The 26,193-nt window shown below is 71.8% G+C and carries 21 protein-coding genes; 15 read left to right on the forward strand and 6 right to left on the reverse strand.

Going from position 1 to position 26,193, the window contains the following annotated elements:
• Nucleotides 1–15: 15 nt before the first annotated feature.
• On the reverse strand, nucleotides 16–2,100 hold the full coding sequence (locus AB0L56_RS22535; protein WP_365425695.1) for a YhgE/Pip domain-containing protein: 2,085 nt from the start codon (nucleotides 2,098–2,100) through the stop codon (nucleotides 16–18).
• On the reverse strand, nucleotides 2,072–2,848 hold the full coding sequence (locus tag AB0L56_RS22540; RefSeq protein ID WP_365425697.1) for an ATP-binding cassette domain-containing protein: 777 nt from the start codon (nucleotides 2,846–2,848) through the stop codon (nucleotides 2,072–2,074). The genes AB0L56_RS22535 and AB0L56_RS22540 overlap by 29 nt, the downstream gene beginning before the upstream one ends.
• A gap of 166 nt (nucleotides 2,849–3,014) precedes the next feature.
• Between AB0L56_RS22540 and AB0L56_RS22545 the strand changes: the two genes are divergently transcribed.
• The 3 genes from AB0L56_RS22545 (at nucleotide 3,015) to AB0L56_RS22555 (ending at nucleotide 5,146) form a co-directional block, all read left to right on the forward strand.
• Nucleotides 3,015–3,560: an SAV_6107 family HEPN domain-containing protein gene (locus tag AB0L56_RS22545; protein WP_361029843.1), complete on the forward strand. Its 546-nt coding sequence runs from the start codon at nucleotides 3,015–3,017 to the stop codon at nucleotides 3,558–3,560.
• A 121-nt stretch (nucleotides 3,561–3,681) separates the two neighbouring features.
• Nucleotides 3,682–4,452, forward strand: a complete 771-nt coding sequence (locus tag AB0L56_RS22550; protein WP_361029846.1) for a methyltransferase — start codon at nucleotides 3,682–3,684, stop codon at nucleotides 4,450–4,452.
• A gap of 289 nt (nucleotides 4,453–4,741) precedes the next feature.
• Nucleotides 4,742–5,146, forward strand: a complete 405-nt coding sequence (locus tag AB0L56_RS22555) for a DUF3040 domain-containing protein (protein ID WP_361029849.1) — start codon at nucleotides 4,742–4,744, stop codon at nucleotides 5,144–5,146.
• Between the two features lie 175 nt (nucleotides 5,147–5,321).
• Here AB0L56_RS22555 and AB0L56_RS22560 read toward each other — a convergent pair whose 3' ends face one another.
• From AB0L56_RS22560 to AB0L56_RS22575, 4 genes are all read right to left on the reverse strand, one after another.
• Nucleotides 5,322–7,661 (reverse strand): transglutaminaseTgpA domain-containing protein, encoded by a 2,340-nt coding sequence (locus AB0L56_RS22560; protein WP_365425759.1) that lies wholly within the window; start codon nucleotides 7,659–7,661, stop codon nucleotides 5,322–5,324.
• A gap of 47 nt (nucleotides 7,662–7,708) precedes the next feature.
• On the reverse strand, nucleotides 7,709–9,070 hold the full coding sequence (locus AB0L56_RS22565) for a DUF58 domain-containing protein (RefSeq protein WP_365425699.1): 1,362 nt from the start codon (nucleotides 9,068–9,070) through the stop codon (nucleotides 7,709–7,711).
• Nucleotides 9,070–10,101, reverse strand: a complete 1,032-nt coding sequence (locus AB0L56_RS22570; protein ID WP_365425701.1) for a MoxR family ATPase — start codon at nucleotides 10,099–10,101, stop codon at nucleotides 9,070–9,072. The genes AB0L56_RS22565 and AB0L56_RS22570 overlap by 1 nt, the downstream gene beginning before the upstream one ends.
• A 259-nt stretch (nucleotides 10,102–10,360) precedes the next feature.
• Nucleotides 10,361–10,909: a carbonic anhydrase gene (locus tag AB0L56_RS22575; protein WP_361029858.1), complete on the reverse strand. Its 549-nt coding sequence runs from the start codon at nucleotides 10,907–10,909 to the stop codon at nucleotides 10,361–10,363.
• A gap of 422 nt (nucleotides 10,910–11,331) precedes the next feature.
• Between AB0L56_RS22575 and rsmH the strand changes: the two genes are divergently transcribed.
• The 12 genes from rsmH (at nucleotide 11,332) to pgeF (ending at nucleotide 26,189) form a co-directional block, all read left to right on the forward strand.
• Nucleotides 11,332–12,288 (forward strand): 16S rRNA (cytosine(1402)-N(4))-methyltransferase RsmH, encoded by a 957-nt coding sequence (rsmH, locus tag AB0L56_RS22580; RefSeq protein ID WP_365425704.1) that lies wholly within the window; start codon nucleotides 11,332–11,334, stop codon nucleotides 12,286–12,288.
• Nucleotides 12,289–12,391: 103 nt separating this feature from the next.
• Nucleotides 12,392–12,889, forward strand: coding sequence for a hypothetical protein (locus AB0L56_RS22585; protein ID WP_365425706.1), 498 nt, complete (start codon nucleotides 12,392–12,394; stop codon nucleotides 12,887–12,889).
• Nucleotides 12,890–13,094: 205 nt separating this feature from the next.
• A complete protein-coding gene (locus AB0L56_RS22590; RefSeq protein ID WP_365425708.1) occupies nucleotides 13,095–15,038 on the forward strand; it encodes a penicillin-binding protein 2 in 1,944 nt (647 codons plus the stop codon).
• A gap of 170 nt (nucleotides 15,039–15,208) precedes the next feature.
• Entirely contained in the window at nucleotides 15,209–16,729 is a 1,521-nt protein-coding gene (locus AB0L56_RS22595) for a UDP-N-acetylmuramoyl-L-alanyl-D-glutamate--2,6-diaminopimelate ligase (protein ID WP_365425710.1), read from the forward strand.
• A 4-nt stretch (nucleotides 16,730–16,733) separates the two neighbouring features.
• Nucleotides 16,734–18,149, forward strand: a complete 1,416-nt coding sequence (murF, locus tag AB0L56_RS22600; RefSeq protein WP_361029873.1) for a UDP-N-acetylmuramoyl-tripeptide--D-alanyl-D-alanine ligase — start codon at nucleotides 16,734–16,736, stop codon at nucleotides 18,147–18,149.
• Nucleotides 18,146–19,219, forward strand: a complete 1,074-nt coding sequence (mraY, locus tag AB0L56_RS22605; protein ID WP_361029876.1) for a phospho-N-acetylmuramoyl-pentapeptide-transferase — start codon at nucleotides 18,146–18,148, stop codon at nucleotides 19,217–19,219. Before murF ends, mraY begins: the two co-directional genes overlap by 4 nt.
• Nucleotides 19,201–20,619: a UDP-N-acetylmuramoyl-L-alanine--D-glutamate ligase gene (gene murD / locus AB0L56_RS22610; RefSeq protein WP_365425713.1), complete on the forward strand. Its 1,419-nt coding sequence runs from the start codon at nucleotides 19,201–19,203 to the stop codon at nucleotides 20,617–20,619. The genes mraY and murD overlap by 19 nt, the downstream gene beginning before the upstream one ends.
• Before the next feature lie 87 nt (nucleotides 20,620–20,706).
• Nucleotides 20,707–22,059 (forward strand): putative lipid II flippase FtsW, encoded by a 1,353-nt coding sequence (ftsW, locus tag AB0L56_RS22615; protein ID WP_365425715.1) that lies wholly within the window; start codon nucleotides 20,707–20,709, stop codon nucleotides 22,057–22,059.
• A gap of 6 nt (nucleotides 22,060–22,065) precedes the next feature.
• Nucleotides 22,066–23,160 carry an undecaprenyldiphospho-muramoylpentapeptide beta-N-acetylglucosaminyltransferase gene (murG, locus tag AB0L56_RS22620; protein WP_361029885.1) on the forward strand — a complete coding sequence of 365 codons (1,095 nt, stop codon included), beginning with the start codon at nucleotides 22,066–22,068 and terminating at the stop codon, nucleotides 23,158–23,160.
• Nucleotides 23,161–23,185: 25 nt separating this feature from the next.
• A complete protein-coding gene (locus AB0L56_RS22625) occupies nucleotides 23,186–23,980 on the forward strand; it encodes an FtsQ-type POTRA domain-containing protein (RefSeq protein WP_365425718.1) in 795 nt (264 codons plus the stop codon).
• Nucleotides 23,981–24,267: 287 nt separating this feature from the next.
• The gene (gene ftsZ / locus AB0L56_RS22630) at nucleotides 24,268–25,464 is read left to right on the forward strand and encodes a cell division protein FtsZ (protein WP_365425720.1); all 1,197 of its coding nucleotides are present in this window, start codon (nucleotides 24,268–24,270) and stop codon (nucleotides 25,462–25,464) included.
• Nucleotides 25,461–26,189: a peptidoglycan editing factor PgeF gene (gene pgeF / locus AB0L56_RS22635; protein WP_365425722.1), complete on the forward strand. Its 729-nt coding sequence runs from the start codon at nucleotides 25,461–25,463 to the stop codon at nucleotides 26,187–26,189. The genes ftsZ and pgeF overlap by 4 nt, the downstream gene beginning before the upstream one ends.
• Nucleotides 26,190–26,193 lie beyond the last annotated feature (4 nt).

Consider the following 26,193-nt stretch of genomic DNA (forward strand, 5'->3'; position numbering starts at 1 on the left):
CCCCGGCGTGCCCGTTCACAGGCTCAGCTCCGGGTGCAGCCGGGCCGGTGTCCACACCTGTTGGCGGCGGGCCGTCAGCGCGGTCAGTGCGACGGCACCCGCGGTGAACGCCGCCAGGACGGCGCAGGCCGCCCACACCGGTCCAAGGCCGCCGCCCGTGATGAGCCGCCGCAGCGCCTCGACGACATGGGTCATCGGCAGAAACGGATGCAGCGCGTTGAAGAACGCCGGGCTGGTCTGAACGGGGTACGTGCCGCCCGCGGAGGTCAGCTGGAGCATCAGCAGCGCGAGAACGAGGATCCGTCCGGCCGCCCCGAAGCGCGCGTTCAGCCACTGCACCAGCGCCGCGAAGCACGCCGCCACCAGGAACAGGAAGCCCACCGTCCCGGCCGCCCGGGCCATCTGCAGCCCGAGCCCCCAGTGCAGCACCGACATCAGCGCCAGCGTCTGCAGCACCCCGATCGCCACCACGGGCAGCCAGCCCGCCAGCGCGATCCGCCAGGCGGAGGCGCCCGCCGCGAGGGCACGCCGGTTCATCGGCGCGATCAGCATGTACGCCACCATCGCGCCCACCCACAGCGACAGCGGGATGAAGTACGGGGCGAAGCCGGTCCCGTAGTTGGGCGCCTTGTGCAGATCGTCCGAGACCAGCCGCACCGGGTCGGCCATCACCTCCGTGCGCACGTCGCGGTCCCGCTTGTCGTAGTCGGGGATCTTCTCGGCGCCGTCGTGCAGGCCGCCGGCGAGCTCCCCGGAGCCGCCGACGAGCTTGTACAGGCCGCCCTTGAGATCGTCCGCGCCCGTCTTCAGCTCGCCGACGCCCTTGTCGAGGTCCCGGGCGCCCGTCTCCGCGGTGCCGAGCCCCTTGTTCAGCTTCTTCGCGCCCGCGGCGACCTTGCCGGCGCCGGTGTTCAGCTTGTTGATCCGGGTCACGGCGTCCTCGAGGTCCTCGGAGAGGTGCGGAGCGCGGCCGGCGAGCGTCCGGGCCTGCTTCTCCAGGGTGGCGAGCCGCCCGTCGAGCTTCTTCAGGTCCTCGCGGTGGCCGGTGACCAGGCCACTGACATCGTCGGCGACGGACGCCGCCGCGGCCACCGCGTCCTTGGCCTTCTTCAGGTCCGCGCAGGCGGCGTCGGGCACGGCGGCGTCCTCGCAGCGCGCCGTGTGGACGCCGTCGACGGTGGCGGACGCCGCTCGGGCGTCCTTCGCGGCGGCCGGTGCTTCTTCCTTCAGCGCGTCGAGGTCGTCGCGCAGAGCGCCGGCCGAGTCGGCGACGAACCGCGCGGTGTTGCCGATGGCCTTCTCGTTGTCCTTGAGGAAGGGGCCCGCTTCGGTGTCGAGCGCGTTCACCTTCTCGGCGAGCCTCCGCGTCCCCTCCGCGACCTTCCGGGAACCGTCCTCCAGGTCGCCGGCGCCCTTGTGGAGGTCCTTGACGCCCCTGGACAGCTTTCCGCTGCCCTTGCTGGCGTCCGCGAGGCCGTCGGAGAGGTCCTTGGAGCCCTTCTCCGCCTTTCCGATGCCGCCGTTCAGCTTGTCGGCGCCCTTCGCCGCCTTCACGGTCTCGCCGTGGAGGTCGGAGAACGAGACGAAGATCCGGTCCAGGAAGGAACGCGACGTCTTCGTGGACGCCGCCTCGCGCACCTCGCCGAAGACCGTGCGGGAGATCTGCCCGACGATGTAGTTGTTGGCGTCGTTCGTCCGCACCTGCAGCGCGCCGGTCTCGGGGGAGTCCCCCGAACTGGAGGCGATACGGCGGCTGAAGTCGGCCGGCATCGTCAGTGACAGGTAGTAGGTGCCGTCCTCGACGCCCCGCCGGGCCTCCTCGGCGCTCACCTCCCGCCAGTCGAAGGTGCCGCTGTCGCGCAGCCCGTCGGCGATGTCGTCGCCCGCGGTGATGCGTTCGCCGTCGGCAGTCGCCCCCTCGTCGTCGTTCACGAGCGCCACCGGGATCCGGTCCAGACGGCCGTACGGATCCCAGAACGACCACAGGTACAGGGCGCCGTACAGCAGCGGCAGCACCAGCAGGGCGACCAGCGCCGCGCGGGGCAGCGTGCCCCGGCCGAAGCGCCGGAGCTCAAGAGCGGCCAGTTTCGGCGAGCGCATCGGCTGCCGCCTCCTTCTCCTCGTCGTGCCGGGCGGCTCCGGTGCGGACGGTCACCGCGTCGCGCGGTGCCTCACTGCACACGGCCAGCACCGTGGTGCCGGTTTCGGTGACGGACCTCAGCAGGGCCCAGATCTCGTCCCGTTCGGCGGGGGAGAGCTTCAGATCGGTGTCGTCCACACCGAGCAGTCCGGGGCGGCCCAGCAGCGCCAGCGCCAGCGACAGCCGCAGCGCCTCCAGCCGCTCCAGGTCCCGTACGGCCGTCCGCGGGCCCTTGGGCAGGGTCGCGAGGTCGAGTCCGGCGGTGGTCAGCGCGTCGTCGATCCGCCGCTTCTCCTCACGGGTGCGCTCTCCGCGCGGCCGCAGCAGGGCGTGCGGGAAGAACGGGCGGCCGCCGAAGCGCCGTTGCAGCAGCGCCTGTTCGCGCAGGTGCTCCCCGACGGTCAGCGCCGGCTCGAGGTCGGTCACGCCGGTGACGTGCGCGAGGGCGCTGCGGCGGCGTACGGCGGCCATGCGCCTGGGCAGTTCGAGCCCGCCGACGGCGGCCAGCCCCTCCGTGGGCCGCATCCGCCCGGTGAGCGCGAGCAGCAGACAGGTGCGGCCCGAACCGGACGGCCCCTCCACCGCGATCAGCGAGCCGGGCCCCGCGTCGGCGGAGATCCCGCGGAACACCCAGCCGCGTGGTCCCTCGAGTCCGAAGTCCGAGGCCCTTACGGCAAGTCCGGACGGACCGTCCACCAAGCCCCCCATGAATCCCCCATCTTTTGAACTGACTGGTCAGTGCAAAAACTAGCTCGAACTGTCGGTCGAAGCAAAAGCGCAGGTCAGAACGGATTGTCAGTGGCATACCTCACGATGTGTCCATACGGCACCCCGTCTCGGGGCGTGCCGTCACGAAGACGACAGGAGGTTCGTCATGGCCAACTCGTCCGCAGCCGCCGCCCGTCGGCGCCGCGCATCCGGCCCTGCCCCCTCACTGAACGGCCCGGCGAGCGACATCCACCCCGTGCTGCGCCGCGCCGCGGCCCCGCCCGCCGCCCTCGACCTGCTCGCCCAGGCCCGTGCCGGACTCGACGAGGCCACCGTCCTCGAGACATCGAACGAGCGCTATGCGACGGCCCACCTCGCCGCCCTGCGCACCGCCGCGGCCGTGCTGGCCGCACGCGGCAGGCCCGAGACCTCGCCCCGCAGCCGGGCCAGGATCCGGAGCGCCTGGGAAGTGCTCCCCGAGATCGCGCCCGAGCTCACCGAATGGAGCGCCCTGTTCGCCTCGGGGGCCGGGCGCCGCGCCCGTGCCGAGGCCGGCATCCAGGGCGCCGCGAGCGCCCGCGACGCCGACGACCTGATACGGGACGTGGCCATGTTCCTCCGCCTGGTGGAACGCATGCTGGTCCTCCAGCCGATCCTCCCCCCGCCCCGCACCGGCCCCGAGGACCCCGGCAATCTGCCGGACGCGGGCTGAATCCCCCTCGGGGACGGCCAGGTGACCGGCGCCCGCACGGCAGGCCATAGGGTGGACAGCACCTGAAGCCCAACCGCCCCGCCACCCACACCAGGCGGTGCCCCGCCGAGGAGTCACTACCGTGTCGGACCCGATGCGACCCCGCGCCGCTCTCCGTACCGCCGTGGTCCGGGAGGTCCTCCAGGACGCCCTGGAACGCCGGGTCAAGGCAACAGGACGACAGGCGCTGGACGTCCTCGACACCGGTGGCGGCAGCGGCAAGTTCGCGGTGCCGCTCGCCCGCCTCGGCCACCGCGTGACCGTCGTCGACCCCAGCCCCAACGCCCTGTTCGCCCTGGAGCGCCGCGCCGCCGAGGACGGCGTCGCCGACCGGGTCAAGGGCGTCCAGGGCGATGCCCACGGCCTCTTCGACGTGGCCGAGCGCGGCGGCTACGACGTCGTGCTGTGCCACGGCGTCCTGGAGTACGTCGACGACCCGGCCGAGGGCGTCCGCAACGCGGTGGCGGCCCTGCGCCCCGAGGGCGTCCTCAGCCTGCTCGCCGCGGGCCTCGGCGGCGCCGTGCTCGCCCGCGCCCTCGCCGGTCACTTCACCGAGGCGCAGCGGGCGCTGGAGGACCCGAACGGCCGATGGGGCGCGGGAGACCCCGTGCCGCGCCGCTTCACGGCCGAGCAGCTCACCGGACTCGTGGAGGGCGCGGGCCTGCGGATCGCCGCCGTGCACGGCGTCCGGATCTTCTCCGATCTCGTCCCCGGCGTCCTCGTGGACACCGAGCCCGGGGCCCTGGACGCCCTGCTGAGACTGGAGGCCGCCGCGGCCGAGCTGGCCGCCTTCCACTCCGTGGCGACCCAGCTCCATGTGCTCGGTGAGACGCAGGGGACCTCCGGGGCCTGAGCGAACGCTGTGACGCGCCCGCTGATCAGCGGTGCGTGCGGCGGGGGTGCCGCCCATGGAGTCCGCCACAGGCCCCCCGAATGGCGGCCAGTCGCCGTATGATCGAGGGAGACCGCCCGGCATGACGGGTCGGCCGCCGGGGAATGAGAAGCCTCAGTGGGCCGGGACGTGGTGGCTGGTACCGGTTGGCCAATTGGCGTAGAGGGGCGGGTTTCACGGGGGCGATTCCCTGCCTATCCTGAAGGGACCCCCCGGGTCGCCCCGGCGACTGCACGATGAGGAGGACTCCGTGCCGCTCTCGGAGCACGAGCAGCGCATGCTCGAGCAAATGGAGCGAGCGCTGTACGCCGAAGATCCCAAGTTCGCGACGGCGCTCGAGGGAAGCGGACTGCGTACGTACACCCGGCGACGGGTCTACCAGGCGGTCGCGGGCTTCCTCGTGGGTATTGCGCTCCTCATGGCCGGTATGGTCGCCCAGCAGGTCTGGCTCAGTGTCGTGGGATTCCTTGTGATGCTGGGCTGCGCGGTGCTCGCCGTGACCGGCTGGCGCAAGGCACCCAAGCCGGGTGAGCAGGTCGCCGGTGCGACAGGTACCCAGCAGGCGGGGCGTCAGGCGAGACAGCGTCGCTCCATGATGGAGCGCATCGAGGAGCGTTGGCAGCGGCGCCGCGACGAGCAGGGCGGCGGCCGCTAGATCCCGCCCCCCGCCCCACGAAGACATGGTTCAGGGGGTGACCACCCGCTCGGTGGTCACCCCCTGAACCATGTTCACACCCTGCCCCTGCGCAGCTGCGGGCAGCGCCCCACCCACCGCCGCTGCGGGCAGGGGCCGCGGGAGCGGCAGCGGTGGCGCGGGGCTGCGTCGAGGGTCAGGTCTCGTGGTGGGAGGGGCGGCGCCAGGGTGGGCGGGGTGGGAGGAGGCGGGTGCGGAGGTTGGGCCACCATGACGATATGGTCCAGCCCAGCCGTGCCGCCGAGCGGGGAGCGATCAGTGCGCGCAGCCGCTCGCGCCGTCCCGCTGTCGCCCGCAGGGCCGTGAGCACCCGGCGTACATCGTCCGCCAGACCTGCCGCCGGGCGCGGTCGGGGTGCGTACAGGACCTGTTCCACCGCGTCCGCGACCCGGTGGACCGATGCCGCCCCGCTCTCGTCGAGACCGCCGAGCCGCACGATCCGGGCGGCCGCTTTGCGTGGGGTCAGTGACTCGTCCGGCACGATGCCGTGGTCCCACGCCGAGTCGATCAGCTCCTCCCACACGGCGAGGATGTGCGGCACCGCGTCCGCCTCCGACCTGCCGTGCCCGCCCAGCCGCACCGCCCGGGTCCGCAGCCGCCACAGCATCGGCGACAGCGGCACCAGCAGGACGGCGACACCGGCCAGCGCCCACAGCAGCATGGCGTACCACTTCGGCCCGTCACCACCGGTGGGCAGGGCCGCCTGCGGCGACTCGCTCCCGCACCCGTCCAGCTTCCTGCGCTCCGCCGTGCAGCTCTCGCTCTCCGAGGGCGCCGTGGACGGCTCCTCGGGCTCCGCCTGGGACGGCCGGGCCGGATCGGGCGCCGTGTTGTCCGCCGGGTCCGGCACCGTGTACGGCGGCGTGGAGCCACGCGTCGGGGTCGGCTCGAAGCGGGTCCAGCCGATGCCCTCGAAGTACAGCTCCGGCCAGGCGTGCGCGTCCCGCAGCCCGACCGCGATGGTGCCGTCCGCCTGTGGGGTGCCGGGCGCGAAGCCCACCGCGACCCGCGCCGGTATGCCCAGCGAACGGGCCATGGACGCCATCGCGAAGGAGTAGTGCACACAGAAGCCCTGCTTGTCCCGCAGGAAGCGGGCGATCGCCTCCGGGCCGCTGCCGACGTCCACCTCGGTGTCGTACTCGAAATCGTCGTTCAGCGTGAAGTACTCCTGGAGCGCCACCGCCTGGTCGTAGGCGTTGTCCGCGCCCTCGGTGACCTCACGGGCGGTTCGGGCCACCACGGCCGGCAGCGAGTCCGGCAGCTGGGTGTACTCGCGCTCCAGGGCCGGCGGCGGCTTCGGCGCCCCGGCCAGCTGCTCCGCCGTCGGCTGGACGTTCAGGCTGCGCACCTGGTACGTCACACCGCGCGTGTTCTGGCCGTGATCGCCCACCAGCGTCATGCCGACCGGTTCGTAGCGCCAGTCGCCCCGGATGCTGACCCCGCTCGGCGGATACGGCATCGGAAGCCAGGTCTGCCCGTACCAGTCGGCCACGGAGATCGACGTGCCGACCTCCGTGCGCCCTATGTCGGGGCCGAGGCCCGGCGGGGTGGGGAAGGCGCCGTCCGGCACCGCGGCGATGGACCGCTTGGACGGCTTCCATGTGGTGCCGTCGAAGGCGTCCAGGGACACTATCCGCAGATACAGGTCCGAGGTGTCCGCCATCTCGGTGCGCACCGACAACACCTGGCGGTCGTCCTCCACGTTCAGCGAGTCGCGCAGCGACACCAGCGGGTTCACCGCGGAGATGGTGCCGCCCCCGCCGCCGCCCGTGCCGACACCCGAGCCGGTGGGGCCCAGCAGGCCGCCGTTCATGGCGGGCAGACCGAGCGGCGCCACCAGGGCGATGCCCAGCGCGAGCACACCGATCCGCCGTCCGGTGCGCACGGGCGCGACGGCGCCCGGCCGGTCGTCGCGGGGCGAGCGGCCCGGCCCGGCGAACACCCGCCCCCACTGGGAGAGCCGGTCGCGGCCCTCGGCCAGCAGCAGCATCAGATAGCCGGCCGCCGCCAGCAGGAACCACAGCCAGTCGATGCCGTTGTCGGACAGTCCCGCGGCCACGGAGTACAGGGCGAGCAGCGGCAGCCCGGCCGGGGCCGCGCTGCGGAAGGTCACCGCGAGGGTGTCCACCAGCAGTCCGACGATCAGAACCCCGCCGATCAGCATCAGCCGGATGCCGTCGGACAGCGGTGCCGGGATCGAGAACCGGCTGACGTCGTCGCCGCCGTGCTCCAGGAGCTCGGCGAAATAGCGGAAGGTGTCCGGGCCGGGTATCAGCCCCGCGAGGGCGTGCTCCCGCGCGAACGCCAGGGTCAGCAGCAGCAGCGTCACCAGGACCTGCGCGGCCACCGTCACCGGACGCGCCAGCGGCACCCTGCGGGTGGCCGCGCCCACACCGGACTGCACGGCCAGCAGAAAGGCCGACTGGACGAGCCAGGTCGACGGCTCGACCAGCGGCAGCAGGGCACACGACGCCATGAGCGTCGCCGCCCAGGCACAGATGGTCAGCCTCGCCCGCCCGCTGATCACGGTCCCTCCCCACCGCTCGCCACGGCCAGGCCCGACCGCTCCCGGTCCGCCTGCCGCCACAGCTCGTTCAGCGAGGCACCCCGCGGCACGCCCAGGGCCGTCCAGCCCGCCTCGCGCAGCATCCGCAGCCGCCCCTCGCCCGTGTCCAACGGACCCGACGCGTCGGCCGGTTCCCGCAGCCATGTCTCACTGTTCAGCAGGAAGGCCAGGGCGCCTCCGCTGCGCTGCCGCATCCGGGCCAGCACCGCGGCCTGCTCCTCGTCGAGGTCGCCGAGGAAGGCCACCAGCAGCCCCTCGTTCCCGCCGCGCAGCACGTCGTAGGCGCGCGACAGACCGTCCTCGTCGGAGTGGTCCACCACCGCGAGGGTGTCCATCATCAGCCCCGCCGCGTCCGCCGACTCCTGGTTCACCCCCGCGAAGCCGCCGGACCCCTCGCCCGGCACCGACGTGCCGGTGTCGGTCAGCAGCCGCACCGAGAAGCCCCGCTCCAGCATGTGCACCAGCACGGAGGCCGCACCGGACACCGCCCACTCGAACGCCGAGTCCGGTCCCGCGCCCTCGTAGGCGACGGCCCGGGTGTCCAGGAGCACCGTGCACCGGGCGCGCTGCGGCTGCTCCTCGCGGCGCACCATCAGCTCGCCGTAGCGCGCGGTGGAACGCCAGTGCACCCGGCGCAGGTCGTCGCCGTAGCGGTAGCCGCGCGGGATCACGTCGTCCTCGCCGGCCAGTGCCAGCGCACGCTGCCGCCCGTCGCCGTACCCCTTCGCCTCGCCGCTCAGCCGTACCGGGGGAAGCGGCTCCACGCGCGGGATCACCGTGAGCGTGTCGTACGTGGAGAAGGACCGGGTCAGCTCGCACATGCCGAACGGGTCGGACAGCCGCAGCTGGAGCGGGCCCAGCGGATAGCGGCCGCGCAGGTCGGAGCGGACCCGGTAGGACACCTCGCGGCGGCCCCCCGCCTCCACCCGGTCCAGCACGAACCGGGGGCGCGGGCCGAGCACGTAGGGCACCCGGTCCTGGAGCATCAGCAGGCCGGTCGGCAGCCGCGAGACGTTGTCCATCCGCAGATGGACCCGCGCCTCGGAGCCGGCCGGCACCCGCCCGGGGGAGAGCCGGCGGCTGCCGGCGACCCGGTAGCGGGTGCGGTACAGCACGGCCGCGCACACCAGCGGCAGCACCGCCAGCAGCAGCCCGACCCGCAGCAGATCGCTCTGTCCGAGCACATACGCGCAGATCGCGGCGGCCACGCCGGCGGCCAGGAAGGAGCGCCCGCGGGTGGTGAGCCCCGCCAGAGCGGTCCTGACCCCGCTCCGGTCGCCCGTGTCGCCGTCCGTGTGGACGGCGCCGGCGGTGGTCATCACAGACTCCGGGGCGGCTGCTGGCCGTAGCCCGGACCGCCGCGGCCGAGGCCGGCCCGCTGCGGGGTGTCCGCGGGCACCGCGGTGCGCTGGAGGATCTCCTGCACCACTTGCTCGGCGGTGCGGCGGTTGAGCTGGGCCTGGGCGGTGGGCAGCAGCCGGTGGGCGAGTACGGCGACGGCGAGTGCCTGCACATCGTCCGGCAGCGCGTAGTCCCGGCCGCCGAGGGCCGCCGACGCCTTCGCCGCGCGCAGCAGATGCAGCGTCGCGCGCGGCGAGGCGCCGAGTCTGAGATCGGGATGCGTGCGGGTGGCGGCGACCAGGTCCACCGCGTACCGGCGGATCGGGTCGGCCACGTACACGTCGCGCACCGCCTCGATCAGCTTCAGTATCTCGTGCGCGTGCGCCACCGGCTGGAGGCTCTCCAGAGGGGAGACGCCGCCGTGCACGTCCAGCATCTGCAGCTCGGCCTCCGCGCTCGGGTAGCCGACCGAGACGCGGGCCATGAAGCGGTCGCGCTGGGCCTCCGGCAGCGGATAGGTGCCCTCCATCTCGACCGGGTTCTGCGTCGCCACGACCATGAACGGGCTGGGCAGCTCGTAGGTCTTGCCGTCGATGGTGACCTGGCGCTCCTCCATCGACTCCAGCAGCGCGGACTGCGTCTTCGGTGACGCGCGGTTGATCTCGTCGCCGATCACCACCTGCGCGAAGATGGCACCCGGCTTGAACTCGAAGTCACGGTGCTGCTGGTCCCAGATGGACACACCGGTGATGTCCGAGGGCAGCAGGTCCGGCGTGAACTGGATCCGCCGAACCGAACAGTCGATCGACCGCGCCAGTGCCTTGGCCAGCATCGTCTTGCCGACTCCCGGGACATCCTCGATGAGCAGATGTCCCTCGGCGAGCAGTACGGTCAGCGAGAGCCGTACGACCTCGGGCTTTCCCTCGATCACGCCTTCCACCGAATCCCGCACGCGCTCCACGACGGCGGTCAGATCAGTGAGGCTCGCTCGATCGTCATAGGTCGTCACCCGGCCCTCCTCGGCCTTTCCCCACGCTCCACGAAGGAGCGGGGAACCCCAAATGTCCCGGGCCGACGCTGCTGTGCGGACCGGCCCACCCCGAATCACGGACACCACGCGGGAAAAGTTCCGCGTGGCACCTCTCCCGCATTCTTGCTGCCGTTACCGATTCGTGTCACTCGCCTGTGGACAACTGACAGCGGTATGTCGGGTCTTACGACCGGAAACGGCTCCGGAACTCAGATCGTCCCCGGGGCGGGCGGCCGGGTCACGCCGGGTCGACCTCGCGCAGCAGGCCCGACTTCACGTCGAAGACGAATCCACGCACGTCGTCGGTGTGCAGCAGGAACGGCGAGGTGCGCACCCGCTGCATCGACTGGCGCACGTCCTGGTCGACGTCCCGGAAGGCCTCCACGGCCCAGGCGGGACGCTGGCCCACCTCCATCTCCAGTTCGTGCCGGAACTCCTCCGTGAGGGACTCCAGGCCGCAGTTCGTGTGGTGGATGAGGACGATGCTGCGGGTGCCGAGTGCCCGCTGGCTGATGGTCAGCGAGCGGATCACGTCGTCGGTGACGACGCCGCCCGCGTTGCGGATGGTGTGGCAGTCGCCGAGCGCGAGGCCCAGCGCGGCGTGCAGGTCCAGTCGTGCGTCCATGCAGGCCACCACGGCCACGTTCAGTACGGGGCGGGCGTCCATCCCGGGGTCGGTGAAGGCGGCCGCGTACTGCTCGTTGGCCTCGACCAGACGGTCGGTGACCGTGTTGGAGGAGGCGGCGGCGTTCGTGGAGGCTGCGGGAACCGAGGCGGAAGTCGTCATACTCATGACGGTAATGGCCGTGAGGGCTACAGGCCCGTCGTGAGACGGGACAAAGAACGCCAGTGATCGTTGTTGTGAGGCAATCCACAGGAGTGGTGTGACCACCCCTAAGGGGCTCGTAAGGGGGATTCCACCCGTATATCCCTTGACTCGCGGCGGGGGCCGCGACGCGCAGGCCGGTTGATTGACCGGGCAGGGCCGTGGACTAAAGTGACGCGAAGCGGGAGGCGAGACTGCCTGCTGCACTGATTTCTCCCGGAGACCCCGGCAATGACCAGGGGATCTCCCCGCGTGCGCGGCGCGTACGTACGGCTCGGCCTTCTCCCGCCGCCGCTCGGCCGACGCCTCCGGCGCCGGCCGCCCCTTCACCGGAGGGCGGGGACCCGGCGGTGCGTGACGGCCGCCGGACCTGAGAGGGCCACTTGAGCCAGAGTCGACACGTCCCGGTGATGCTCCAGCGGTGCCTGGATCTGCTGGCGCCCGCCCTGGAGCGGCCGGGATCGGTGGTCGTCGACTGCACCCTCGGCCTCGGCGGCCACAGCGAGGCCCTGCTCCGGCGGTTCCCCGAGGCACGGCTCGTCGCCCTGGACCGCGACAAGGAGGCCCTGCGCCTGTCCGGCGAGCGGCTGGCCCCCTTCGGCGAGCGGGCCACCCTGGTGCACGCCGTCTACGACGAGCTCCCCGACGTGCTCGCCCGGCTCGGCATCCCACGCGTGGAGGGCGTCCTGTTCGACCTCGGCGTGTCCTCCATGCAACTCGACGAGGCCGACCGCGGTTTCGCCTACGCCCAGGACGCCCCCCTGGACATGCGCATGGACCAGACGACCGGCGTCAGCGCGGCCGACGTCCTCAACACCTACCCGCCCGGCGAACTCGTCCGCATCCTGCGCGCCTACGGCGAGGAGAAGCAGGCCAAGCGGATCGTGGCCGCCGTGGTGCGCGAGCGCGAGAAGGAGCCCTTCACCAACAGCGCGCGCCTGGTCGAGCTGATCCGCGACGCCCTGCCCCAGGCCGCCAAGCGCACCGGCGGCAACCCCGCCAAGCGCACCTTCCAGGCCCTGCGGATCGAGGTCAACGGCGAGCTGTCGGTGCTGGAGCGGGCGATCCCGGCGGCCGTGAAGTCCCTCGCCGTGGGCGGACGGATCGCCGTGCTGTCGTACCACTCCCTGGAGGACCGCTTCGTCAAGCAGGTGTTCGCGGCGGGCGCCGCCACCACCGCCCCGCCCGGGCTGCCGGTCGTCCCCGAGCGGTACCAGCCCCGGCTCAAGCTGCTGACGCGCGGTGCCGAACTTCCCACCGAGGAGGAGATCGCGGAGAACCGCCGCGCGGCTCCCGCGCGGCTGCGCGGCGCCGAACGGATCCGGGAAGACGTCGAGTGAGGTGCGGACGGTGAGGCCCGGACGGTGAGGCACCGGCCGCGCATGAGGCGGGTGCCGGGCCGGGCGGCGTACGGGCGGGACAAGCGAACTCAGGGGAGCGTGAGTGAGTAGGAAACCCGAACTGAAGGGGCGGCCGCAGCTGAGGGGGAGGGCGGCCCGGCTCGCGCGGCTCCTGCCCACCGGACCCGCCCAGGCGGCCCGCACCCCCTTCGTCCTCCTCGTCGTCCTGCTCCTCGGCGGCGGTCTGATCGGCCTCCTCGTGCTGAACTCCGCGCTCAGCGAGGGCGCCTTCCAGCTGGACGACCTCGAGCGGGAGACCAAGAACCTCACCGACGAGGAACAGTCCCTGCAACGGGACATCGACGCCTACTCCGCGCCCGACGCCCTCCAGCGCCGCGCCCGTGAACTCGGCATGGTGCCCGGCGGCCACCCCGCCTTCCTCGGCCCCGACGGCAAGGTCAAGGGCGTGCCCAGCGCCGCCTCCGCCGCCCGCGCCCCCCTGGTCCTCGCCCCTGAGGCCCTGGCCGCCGCGACGGTCCCGCCGTCCGCCTCGGCGTCGAGCCCGCGTCCCACCCCGACCTCATCGACCCCCGGCAGGTGACGGAAGTGTCCGACAGGGAACCGCCCCACCGCCGGATGCCCGGACCCGCCAGGCCCGCCCGGCGCCCGGGCCCCGGTGCCCGCCCGGCCCGCCGGCCCGCCGGACCCCGCCCCGAGGCCCTGGCCGCCGCGACGGTCCCGCCGGCCGCCTCGGCGCCGAACCCTCGTCCCACCCCGACCTCATCGACCCCCGGCAGGTGACGGAAGTGTCCGACAGGGAACCGCCCCGCCGCCGGGTGCCCGGACCGGCCAGGCCCGCCCGGCGCCCGGGCCCCGGTGCCCGCCCGGCCCGCCGGCCCGCCGGACCCCGCCCTCCGGCCCCCGGGGTCATCCGCCTGGCCAGCCACCGCCCCCGGCTGCGCCTGATCGGCGTCGCCATGACCCTGGTCCTGCTCGCCTTCGTGGTGCGCCTGTTCCAGGTGCAGGCCGTCGGCGCGAGCACCTACGCCGGCAAGGCCGAGCGGAACCGCTACGTCGGCCAGGTGCTGGCCGCCGAACGCGGGGAGATCACCGACCGCAACGGCGTCGCCCTCGCGACCAGCGAGGACGCCTACGACATCACCGCCGACCCCACGATGTTCACCCAGGACGAGCTGGAGATCGCCGACGGCCCGGAACAGGCCGCCGCCCTCCTCGCGCCGATCCTCGGCGAGGACCAGGACGACCTGGTCGCAAAGCTCCGTCCGGAGAACAGGGCACTGCGCTACGTCAAGCTGGCCGGCCGCCAGACCCCGCAGGTCTGGAAGCAGATCAAGGACCTGAAGGCCGCCCTCGCGAAGAAGGCGGAGACCGACGACTCCACCGCCAACGTTCTGGCCGGCGTCTTCTCCGTGCCCACCAGCAAGCGGGTGTACCCCAACAACGAACTCGCCGCCGGGATACTGGGCTGGGTCGACGCCGCGGGCAAGGGCGCCGGCGGCGTGGAGCTCCAGCTGGACAAGCGGCTGGCCGGCGAGGACGGCAAGATCCGTTACGCCCAGTCCGGCGGCCGTCTCGTCCCGACCGCGGGCTCCACCGAGACCCCGGCCGTGCCCGGCAGCGACGTCGAGCTCACCATCCACCGCGACATCCAGTGGGCCGCCCAGAACGCCATCAGCAAGCAGGTCAGGGAGTCCGCGGCCGACCGAGGCTACGTCATCGTCCAGGACACCCGCACCGGCGAGGTCCTCGCGATGGCCAACGCGCCCGGGTTCGACCCCAACAACCTCTCCGAGGCCGATCCCAAGGCACTCGGCAACGCGGCCGTCCAGGACGCCTTCGAACCCGGCTCCACGGCAAAGGTCCTCTCCATGGCCGCCGTACTCGAGGAGAACGTCGCCACCCCGGGGACCCATGTGGTCGTACCCAACCGGCTGCACCGCGGCGACCGGCTCTTCAAGGACGACATCGACCACCCGACGTGGTACCTCACGCTCAACGGCGTGCTCGCCAAGTCCAGCAACATCGGCACCATCCTCGCCACCGGCCAGCTCGGGAAGACGCAGGCCGAGGCCAACCGGGTCCTCTACGACTACCTGCGCAAGTTCGGCATCGGCAGCCACACCGGACTGGGCTTCCCCGGCGAGACCAAGGGCATCCTCGCCCCGCCCGACACCTGGTCGACCTCGCAGCAGTACACGATTCCTTTCGGCCAGGGCGTCTCCATCAACGCCATGCAGGCCGCCTCCGTCTACTCGACCATCGCCAACGGCGGTGTCCGCGTCGAACCCACCCTCGTCCGCGGCTCCAAGGGGCCCGACGGACGCTTCACCCCGGCCCCGAAGCCCAAGGAGACCCGGGTCGTCAGCGAGAAGACGGCGAAGACGCTCGCCCGGATGCTGGAGTCGGTCGTGGACGACGAGGAGGGCACCGGCACCAAGGCGCGCATCCCGGGCTACCGGGTCGCGGGGAAGACCGGTACGGCGAACCGCGTGGATCCGGCCACCGGCAAGTACCACGGCTACACCTCGTCCTTCGCCGGGTTCGCGCCCGCCGACAAGCCCAGGATCACCGTCTACTGCGTCATCCAGAACGCCACCAAGGGCAGCTACTTCGGCGGCCAGATCTGCGGCCCGGTGTACCAGCAGGTCATGGCGTTCGCCCTGAAGACACTCCAGGTGCCGCCCACCGGCGCCGCCCCCGCCGACCTCCCGGTCACCTTCAAGCCCTGACCCGTACCGAGCACCGAGCCACCAGGAACCACCTCGTGACAACGATCACCCCCGATCCCGGGAACCACAGCTCCTCCGGCACCTCGCTTGGCTCACCCGCCGGTGAGCCCGGTACGCTCACCGCCGTGCCACACGCTGATCAGTCCCAATCCACCCAGAAGGGCCACCCCGTGACATATCCGGGACCGCCCCGGCCGGTTCAGGTCTCCGCCACACCCCTGGCGGAACTCGCCGGTCAGCTGGGCACCCCCGCGCCGGACCGGACCGCCGAGGTCACGGGCATCACCCATGACTCGCGCGCCGTCCGCCCCGGAGACCTGTACGCGGCTCTGCCCGGCGCCCGCGCCCACGGTGCCGACTTCGTCACTCAGGCCGCCGGCCTCGGCGCGGTCGCCGTGCTGACCGACCCGTCCGGCGTCGAGCGCGTCGCCCGGACCGGACTGCCGGCGCTGGTGGTGGACGACCCCCGCGCGCGCATGGGCGAGCTGGCCGCCACCATCTACGGCCACCCGGGCCGCGATCTGCTCCAGATCGGCATCACCGGCACCTCCGGCAAGACCACCACCGCCTATCTGGTCGAGGGCGGCCTGAGAACCGTCCGGAGCACCGGTCTGATCGGCACCGTGGAGATGCGCATCGGCGACGAGCGCATCAAATCCGAGCGCACCACGCCCGAGGCCACCGACCTTCAGGCGCTGTTCGCCGTCATGCGCGAGCGCGGCACCGACGCGGTCGCCATGGAGGTCTCCAGCCACGCCCTGGTCCTTGGGCGGGTCGACGGCTGTGTCTTCGACATCGCCGTCTTCACCAACCTCAGCCCGGAGCACATGGAGTTCCACTCCGGGATGGAGGACTACTTCCAGGCCAAGGCGCAGCTGTTCACACCCGCCCGCAGCAGGCTCGGTGTGGTCAACGTGGACGACGAGTACGGCCGCCGCCTCGCCAAGGAGGCCGGCGTCCCGGTCGTCACCTACTCCGCCGAGGGCCACCCCGACGCCGACTGGCGGGCCGAGGACGTCGAGGTCGGCCCCATGGACTCGACGTTCACCGTGGTCGGTCCCAAGGAGGAGCGGATCACCGCCCGCTCGCCGCTGCCGGGCCCCTTCAACGTCGCCAACACCCTCGCCGCGATCGTCGCCCTCGCCGTCGCCGGCCTCGACCCGCAGAACGCCGCCGACGGCGTCGCCGCCGTACCCGGCGTGCCGGGCCGGCTGGAGCGCGTGGACGCCGGACAGCCCTATCTCGCGGTCGTCGACTACGCCCACAAGACCGACGCGGTGGAATCGGTGCTGCGCGCCCTGCGCAAGGTCACCGAGGGCCGGGTGCACGTCGTGCTCGGCTGCGGTGGCGACCGCGACACGACCAAGCGGGAGCCCATGGGTGCCGCCGTCGCGCGGCTCGCCGACACCGCCGTACTGACCTCCGACAACCCCCGCTCCGAGGACCCGCTGGCGATCCTCGCCACCATGCTCCAGGGCGCGGCCTCCGTGCCCGCCCACGAGCGCGGCGAGGTGCAGGTCTTCGAGGACCGGGCCGCCGCGATCGCCGCCGCCGTCGCCCGGGCCGAGCCCGGCGACACCGTGCTGGTCGCGGGCAAGGGCCACGAGCAGGGGCAGGACATCGCCGGGGTGGTGCGTCCCTTCGACGACCGCCAGGTGCTTCGCGAAGCCATCAAGAAGACCCAGGGATGAACTTGTGATCGCCCTCTCCCTCGCCGAGATCGCAGAAGTCGTCGGCGGGCAGACGCACGACATACCGGACCCGTCCGTGCGGGTCACCGGGCCAGTGGTCCGGGACTCGCGGGAGGCGGGTCCCGGCAGCCTGTTCGTCGCCTTCGTCGGCGAGCGCGTGGACGGACACGACTACGCGGCCGCGGTCGTCGAGGCGGGAGCGGCCGCCGTGCTGGCCTCCCGCCCCGTCGGCGTGCCCGCGATCGTCGTCGACGACGTCCAGGCCGCCCTCGGGGCCCTCGCCCGGCATGTCGTCGGCCGGCTCGGAGCCACCCTCGTCGCGCTGACCGGATCGGCCGGCAAGACCAGTACCAAGGACCTCATCGCCCAGGTGCTGGGGAGCAAGGCGCCGACCGTCTTCACCCCCGGCTCCCTCAACAACGAGATCGGGCTGCCGCTCACCGCGCTGACCGCCACGGAGGAGACGAAGTTCCTCGTGCTGGAGATGGGAGCGCGCGGAATCGGCCATATCCGGTACCTCACCGGTCTGACCCCGCCCAGGGTCGGCCTGGTTCTGAACGTCGGCTCCGCCCACATCGGGGAGTTCGGTGGCCGTGAGCAGATCGCCGAGGCCAAGGGCGAACTGGTCGAGGCCCTGCCCCGGGCCGAGGAGGGGGGCACCGCGATCCTCAACGCGGACGACCCTCTCGTCAGGGCCATGGCCGCCCGTACGAAGGCGAAGGTGATCCTTTTCGGAGAGTCCGACGAAGCGGACGTTCGGGCGGAGAACGTGCGACTCACGGACACCGGACAGCCCTCCTTCAGACTTCACACACCCTCCGGTGCATCCGATGTGACCATGCGCCTGTACGGTGAGCATCACGTGTCGAACGCGCTCGCCGCGGCCGCCGTCGCCCACGAGTTGGGCATGTCCGCAGACGAGATCGCCCGTGCGCTCTCCGAGGCGGGCTCCCTCTCCCGCTGGCGGATGGAGGTCACCGAGCGCCCGGACGGCGTGACGGTCGTCAACGACGCCTACAACGCGAACCCCGAGTCCATGAAGGCAGCGCTCCGCGCGCTGGCGGCCATGGGCAAAGGGCGGCGTACGTGGGCGGTGCTCGGCAAGATGGCCGAGCTCGGGGACGAGGCGCTCGCCGAGCACGACGCGGTCGGACGGCTCGCCGTCCGGCTCAACGTCAGCAAGCTCGTCGCGGTCGGGGGCAGGGAAGCCGCCTGGCTGCAACTGGGCGCATATAACGAGGGTTCGTGGGGTGAGGAGTCGGTGCACGTGTCCGACGCACAGGCGGCGGTCGACCTGTTGCGCAGCCAATTGCGCCCAGGAGACGTCGTTCTCGTGAAGGCGTCCCGTTCGGTCGGGCTCGAGAGCGTGGCGCAGGCGCTGCTCGAGACCGGTGCCGAGGGTGAGGTCGCAGCCCGATGATGAAGCAGATCCTGTTCGCAGGAGTCATTGGCCTCTTCCTGACGCTGGTCGGCACCCCGCTGCTGATCAAGCTGCTCGCGCGCAAGGGGTACGGGCAGTACATCCGTGACGACGGCCCGCGCGAGCACGCCAGCAAGCGCGGTACGCCGACGATGGGCGGTATCGCCTTCATCCTGGCGACGGTCGCCGCCTACTTCCTGTCGAAGCTGATCACCGGCAAGCCGCCGACCTACTCCGGTGTGCTGGTGCTCGGCCTGATGGTCGGCATGGGTCTGGTCGGCTTCCTCGACGACTACATCAAGATCGTCAAGCGGCGTTCGCTGGGTCTGCGGGCCAAGGCGAAGATGGCCGGACAGCTTCTCGGCGGTATCGCGTTCGCGGTGCTCTCGCTGCAGTTCGCGGACGCCCGCGGCAACACCCCGGCCTCCACCAAGCTGTCGTTCATCACGGACTTCGGCTGGACCATCGGCCCCGTGCTGTTCGTGGTCTGGGCGCTGTTCATGATCCTCGCGATGTCGAACGGCGTGAACCTCACCGACGGTCTCGACGGCCTCGCCACCGGTGCCTCCGTCCTGGTCTTCGGCGCCTATACGTTCATCGGCGTCTGGCAGTACCAGGAGTCCTGCGCCAACGCGCAGACCCTGACCAACCCGGGTGCCTGCTACGAGGTCCGCGACCCGCTCGACCTGGCGGTGGTCTCCGCGGCGCTGATGGGTGCCTGCCTGGGCTTCCTGTGGTGGAACACCTCCCCGGCCAAGATCTTCATGGGCGACACCGGTTCGCTGGCGCTCGGCGGTGTGCTCGCGGGTCTCGCGATCTGCTCCCGCACCGAGCTGCTGCTGGCGATCCTGGGCGGTCTGTTCGTCCTCATCACCATGTCGGTGGTCATCCAGGTCGGTTCGTTCCGGCTCACCGGGAAGCGGGTCTTCCGGATGGCGCCGCTCCAGCACCACTTCGAACTCAAGGGCTGGTCCGAAGTCCTTGTGGTGGTCCGCTTCTGGATCATCCAGGGCATCTGTGTGATCGTCGGACTGGGCCTCTTCTATGCGGGATGGGCAGCGGACAAGTGACCGACTGGCAGGGCAAGAACGTCACCGTCGCCGGACTCGGCGTCTCCGGCGTCCCGGCGGCCAAGGTGCTGCACGGGCTCGGCGCGAAGGTCACCGTCGTCAACGACGGCGACGACGCACGCGCGCGGGAGCAGGCGGCGGAACTGGAGGCGCTCGGTGTGACCGTGCGCCTCGGTGACGGCGCCACCCTGCCCGACGGCACCGAACTGATCGTCACCGCCCCGGGATGGAAGCCGGACAAGCCGCTCTTCGCGGCGGCGGACGCGGCCGGGGTGCCGGTGTGGGGCGACGTCGAACTCGCCTGGCGGCTCAGGAAGCCCGGCGCGGCGCCCTGGCTCGCGGTCACCGGCACCAACGGCAAGACCACCACCGTCCAGATGCTCGCCTCCATCCTGAGCGCGGCCGGCCTGCGCACCGCGGCCGTCGGCAACATCGGCGTCTCCCTCCTCGACGCCGTGCTCGGCGAGGAGGAGTACGACGTGCTCGCCGTGGAGCTGTCCAGCTACCAGCTCCACTGGGCGCCGTCCCTGCGCGCCCACTCCGCGGCCGTGCTCAACCTCGCGCCCGACCATCTGGACTGGCACGGCTCCATGGAGGCGTACGCCAAGGACAAGGGCCGCGTCTACGAGGGCAATCGGGTCGCCTGCGTCTACAACGTGGCCGACAAGGCCACCGAGGACCTGGTCCGTGAGGCCGATGTCGAGGAGGGCTGCCGCGCCGTCGGCTTCACCCTGGGCACCCCCGGCCCCTCCCAACTCGGAGTCGTGGAGAACCTTCTGGTCGACCGGGCCTTCGTCGAGAACCGGCACAAGAACGCCCAGGAGCTCGCCGAGGTCTCCGACGTCAGGCCGCCGGCCCCGCACAACATCGCCAACGCCCTTGCGGCCGCCGCTCTGGCGCGCGCGTACGGGGTGCCCGCGAGCGCCGTACGGGAAGGGCTGCGGGCCTTCACCCCGGACGCCCACCGCATCGCGCACGTCGCCGACCTGGACGGCGTCGCCTATGTCGACGACTCCAAGGCGACCAACACACACGCCGCCGGGGCCTCGTTGGCCGCGTACGAGTCGATCGTGTGGATCGCCGGCGGCCTTGCCAAGGGCGCCAGCTTCGACGAGCTGGTCGCGGACTCGGCCAAGCGGCTGCGCGGTGCCGTGCTGATCGGCAGGGACCGGGCCCTGATCCGCGAAGCCCTGGCGCGACACGCCCCGGAAGTACCCGTCGTCGACCTCGACCGGACCGACACTGGGGCGATGCTCCAGGCTGTCCAGGAGGCGAAGCGGCTCGCACGGCCCGGCGACACGGTACTGCTGGCCCCCGCCTGCGCCTCGATGGACATGTTCGCCAACTACAACAAGCGCGGTGACGCGTTCGCACAGGCGGTGCGCGAGCTCGGCGCCTGACCCCCGGCCCGCCTGGCGCCGGGCGATCTTGGGAGGGACGCGTGGGACCGTCCAGAGCCTGTAGTCCAGCGATGGGCGGAGGACCGGATGCCCGGTAGCCGTACCGGCCGCCCGCCCGTACAGCGGGCCGCCCGGGCGCCCGCCGTCCCAGGCCCGCCGCCCGACAACCCCCTGCGTACCCTGGTCACCAGGGCGCGCAGGGCCTGGGACCGTCCGCTGACCGCCTACTACGTGATCCTCGGCGGCAGCCTGCTGATCACCGTGCTGGGTCTGGTGATGGTCTACTCGGCCTCCCAGATCACGGCGCTGCAGATGTCGCTGCCGGGCTCGTACTTCTTCCGCAAGCAGCTCGTGGCGGCCGGAATCGGCGCCGTACTGCTGCTGGTGGCCTCCCGGATGCCGGTGAAGCTGCACCGTGCGCTGGCCTACCCCATCCTCGCGGGCGCCGTCTTCCTGATGGCCCTGGTGCAGGTGCCGGGGATAGGAGTCGCGGTCAACGGCAACCGGAACTGGATCGCCCTCGGCAGCTCCTTCCAGCTGCAGCCCAGTGAGTTCGGCAAGCTCGCGCTGGTGCTGTGGGGCGCCGATCTGCTGGCCCGCAAGCAGGACAAGCGGCTGCTGATCCAGTGGAAGCACATGCTGGTGCCGCTGGTGCCGGCCGCCTTCATGCTGCTCGGGCTGATCATGCTGGGCGGCGACATGGGGACGGCGATCATCCTCACCGCGGTCCTGTTCGGCCTGCTCTGGCTGGCGGGAGCACCCACCCGGCTGTTCGTCGGCGTGCTGTCCGTCGCCGCGCTGCTCGGCGCGATCCTCATCCGCACCAGCCCCAACCGCATGGCCCGGCTCGCCTGTCTCGGCGCCACCGAGCCGCAGTCGGGTCCGGTGGACTGCTGGCAGGCCGTGCACGGGATCTACGCCCTCGCCTCCGGCGGCATCTTCGGTTCCGGACTCGGTGCGAGCGTGGAGAAATGGGGCCAACTGCCCGAAGCGCACACGGACTTCATCTTCGCCATCACCGGTGAGGAACTGGGCCTGGCGGGGACGCTGTCGGTACTCGCCCTGTTCGCGGCTCTAGGCTATGCGGGTATCCGCGTGGCCGGACGCACGGAGGACCCCTTCGTGAGGTATGCCGCGGGAGGCGTGACCACCTGGATCATGGCCCAGGCCGTGATCAACATCGGTGCGGTGCTCGGTCTGCTGCCGATCGCCGGTGTCCCGCTCCCGCTGTTCTCCTACGGAGGGTCGGCCCTGCTGCCGACCATGTTCGCCATCGGGCTGCTGATCGCCTTCGCGCGTGAGGACCCCGCTGCGCGGATGGCGCTTGCGATGCGGCAACCCCGCTTTGGTAGAAAGCGGATCGGGGGTTCTCAGCGGCCCCGGAGATGGAACACGATGCGACGGCGCGCCCCGAGGGCGCGTTCGTCCGGAGAGCGGTGAATTTCGGTGCATGTCGTACTCGCCGGCGGAGGAACCGCGGGCCACATCGAGCCCGCGCTCGCCCTCGCGGACGCCCTGCGCAGGCAGGATCCGACCGTGGGCATCACGGCCCTGGGCACGGAGCGCGGCCTCGAGACCCGTCTCGTACCCGAGCGCGGGTACGAGCTGGCGCTGATCCCCGCCGTACCGCTGCCACGCAAGCCCACCCCCGAGCTGATCACCGTCCCGGGCCGGCTGCGCGGCACCATCAAGGCGACCGAGCAGATCCTGGAGCGCACCAAGGCGGACGCCGTGGTCGGCTTCGGCGGCTATGTGGCCCTGCCCGGCTATCTCGCGGCCAAGCGCCTCGGTGTGCCGATCGTCGTCCACGAGGCCAACGCCCGCCCCGGCCTGGCCAACAAGATCGGCTCCCGGTACGCCGCCCAGGTCGCCGTCTCCACGCCCGACAGCAAGCTGCGCAACGCCCGCTACATCGGCATCCCGCTGCGCCGCTCCGTCGCCACCCTGGACCGGGCGGCCGTGCGCCCCGAGGCCCGCGCGGCGTTCGGGCTCGACCCCAACCTCCCGACGCTGCTGGTCTCCGGCGGCTCGCAGGGCGCCCGCCGGCTCAACGAGGTGGTGCAGCAGGTCGCTCCGTGGCTTCAGCAGGCCGGAATCCAGATCCTGCACGCGGTCGGCCCGAAGAACGAACTGCCGCAGGTCCAGCAGATGCCCGGGATGCCCCCGTATATCCCGGTAAGTTACCTGGACCGGATGGATCTCGCGTACGCCGCTGCCGACCTGATGCTCTGCCGCGCGGGCGCGATGACCGTCGCCGAACTCTCCGCCGTCGGGCTCCCGGCCGCCTATGTGCCGCTGCCCATCGGCAACGGCGAACAGCGGCTCAACGCCCAGCCGGTGGTCAAGGCCGGCGGCGGACTGCTGGTCGACGACGCGGAACTGACGCCGGAGTGGGTGCAGCAGAACGTGCTGCCGGTGCTCGCCGACCCGCACCGGCTGTACGAGATGTCCCGCGCCGCCGCCGAGTTCGGCCGCCGGGACGCCGACGACCTGCTCGTCGGCATGGTGTACGAGGCGATCGCCGCCCGTGCACACCGTTAGACGCGTACGACGGAAGGCAGGGAGCGTGGCCGGATCGACCACCGCGGAGCGCGGTGAACGCGAGCGGGAGTCGTCCGGCCCGCCGCCCGTCAGGCGGTTCGGGCGACGGCGCCTTCGTCTGATCATCGCATCGGCCGTTGTCCTGATGTTCGTCGGCAGCGGGGCGTTCTGGCTGCTCTACGGGTCCGACCTGGTCCGTGTGGAGCGGGTCTCCGTGTCCGGCACCGGGGTTCTGACACCGGCCCAGGTGCGCGAAGCCGCCGACGTTCCCCTCGGGGAACAGCTGATCTCCGTCGACACCGAGGCGATCGAGGCCCGGCTCGCAAAGGCATTGCCCCGGATTGACACGGTGGACGTGATCCGTTCCTGGCCGCACGAAATCACGCTGAAAGTAACCGAACGTACCCCCGTTCTTCTCATCCACCAAGCGGGGAAGTTCATCGAAGTGGACGACGAAGGCGTCCGGTTCGCCACGGTTTCCAAGGCTCCCGAAGGCGTGGCCCGGCTGAAGTTGGAGGCGTCCGCCAGCGGTTCCACGGCGGCGAGTCTGCGCCGCTTCGGCGAGGGCCGGCTGACGCGGGAGGCGGTGCGGGTGGCCGGCGCCCTTCCGGACTCCGTGGCACGGGCGACGCGGAGCGTCAAGGTCCGTTCCTACGACGACATCTCGCTGGAACTGGCGGACGGCCGTACGGTCGACTGGGGAAGCAGTGAGAAGAACGCCGAGAAGGGCCGTACTCTCACCGCGCTGATGAAAGCGGAGCCCCGCGCGCGGCACTTCGACGTCAGCGTTCCCACCGCTCCGGCGTCATCAGGGAGTTGACGGGTATCAGTGCAGGCCAGCACCCTGGTTGGGCAGCGCTACGGCTGATCACATAGGGTGAAAAGAAAAACGGGAGGTTCGGCGTGTTCGTTGAACGCGCGCCACTTGTCGACTTAGTGTCCTGTTCAGAAGACTCCAGGGAACAGACACACTGGTAACCCTAAACTTCAACGTTAGGGTTCGGGTCGGCGATACGGACCGTCCCATTCGGCATCAGTCGTCGGACCGCGGCGCAGCAGTGCTGCGGCGATCCGGCGACACGTAACTCGAGGCGAGAGGCCTTCGACGTGGCAGCACCGCAGAACTACCTCGCAGTCATCAAAGTCATCGGTGTCGGCGGCGGTGGTGTCAATGCCATCAACCGGATGATCGAGGTCGGTCTCAAGGGCGTCGAGTTCATCGCCATCAACACCGACGCGCAAGCTCTGTTGATGAGCGACGCCGACGTCAAGCTGGACGTCGGCCGTGAACTCACCCGCGGACTCGGCGCCGGAGCCAACCCGGCCGTCGGACGCAAGGCCGCCGAGGACCACCGCGAGGAGATCGAGGAGGTCCTCAAGGGAGCCGACATGGTCTTCGTGACGGCCGGTGAGGGCGGCGGCACCGGCACCGGCGGCGCGCCCGTCGTGGCCAACATCGCCCGCTCGCTCGGCGCCCTGACCATCGGCGTGGTCACGCGCCCGTTCACCTTCGAGGGGCGGCGCCGCGCCAACCAGGCCGAGGACGGGATCGCCGAGCTGCGCGAAGAGGTCGACACCCTCATCGTGATCCCGAACGACCGGCTGCTGTCCATCTCCGACCGTCAGGTGTCGGTTCTCGACGCCTTCAAGTCGGCGGACCAGGTACTGCTCTCCGGTGTTCAGGGCATCACCGACCTCATCACCACCCCTGGCCTCATCAACCTCGACTTCGCCGACGTCAAGTCGGTCATGTCCGAGGCCGGTTCCGCCCTGATGGGCATCGGCTCGGCCCGGGGTGACGACCGCGCGGTGGCCGCCGCCGAGATGGCCATCTCCTCGCCGCTGCTGGAAGCCTCCATCGACGGCGCCCGCGGCGTGCTGCTCTCCATCTCGGGCGGCAGCGACCTCGGTCTCTTCGAGATCAACGAGGCCGCCCAGCTGGTCAGCGAGGCCGCCCACCCCGAAGCCAACATCATCTTCGGTGCGGTGATCGACGACGCGCTCGGCGACGAGGTCCGGGTCACCGTGATCGCGGCCGGATTCGACGGCGGCCAGCCGCCCGCCAAGCGGGACAACGTGCTCGGTTCGTCCTCGGCCAAGCGCGAGGAGCCGGCCCCGGCCCGGCAGCAGCCCGAGAGCCGTCCGTCCTTCGGCTCGCTCGGCAGCGTCACGCCGAAGGAGGACCCGGAGCCGGTGGCACCGGAGCCGGTGCACGACATCCCGGTCGCCCAGCCCCCGGTCCCGCCGTCGCGGAGCTACGACAGCGCGGCCGAGGAACTGGACGTGCCGGACTTCCTGAAGTGATAGGACGGCGCGAGAGCGTGAGCGGCGCGCACTTCGCCTTCACCGACCGGTGGGGCGGGGTGAGCGCCGCTCCGTATGAGGAGCTCAATCTCGGCGGAGCCGTCGGCGACGACCCCGGCGCCGTGCGCACCAACCGTGAACTGACCGCCAAGTCCCTCGGCGTGGACCCGGCCCGCGTGGTCTGGATGAACCAGGTGCACGGGGCCGACGCCGTCGTCGTCGACGAACCCTGGGGGGACCGCCCGGTCCCGGAGGTCGACGCGATCGTCACCGCGCGGCGCGGGCTCGCCCTCGCGGTGCTGACTGCCGACTGCGTGCCGGTGCTGCTCGCCGACCCTGCGGCCGGAGTGGTGGCCGCCGCCCATGCGGGCCGGCCCGGGCTGGTCGCCGGGGTGGTTCCCGTGGCGGTACGGGCCATGACCGGACTCGGCGCCGACCCGGCTCGGATCGTCGTCCGCACCGGACCCGCCGTGTGCGGCCGGTGCTACGAGGTTCCCGGGGCGATGCGTGCCGAGGTGGCCGCCGTCGAACCGGCGGCGCACGCCGAAACGAGCTGGGGTACGCCGGCGGTCGACGTGGCCGCGGGTGTGCACGCCCAGCTCGAACGGCTGGGGGTGCGCGACCGGGAGCAGTCGCCGGTGTGCACGCTGGAGTCGGCGGACCACTTCTCGTACCGCCGCGACCGCACCACGGGGCGGCTCGCGGGTTATGTATGGCTGGACTGATGGG

The sequence above is a fragment of the Streptomyces sp. NPDC052079 genome, assembly GCF_040680275.1.
In the GTDB taxonomy this organism is placed as follows: domain Bacteria; phylum Actinomycetota; class Actinomycetes; order Streptomycetales; family Streptomycetaceae; genus Streptomyces.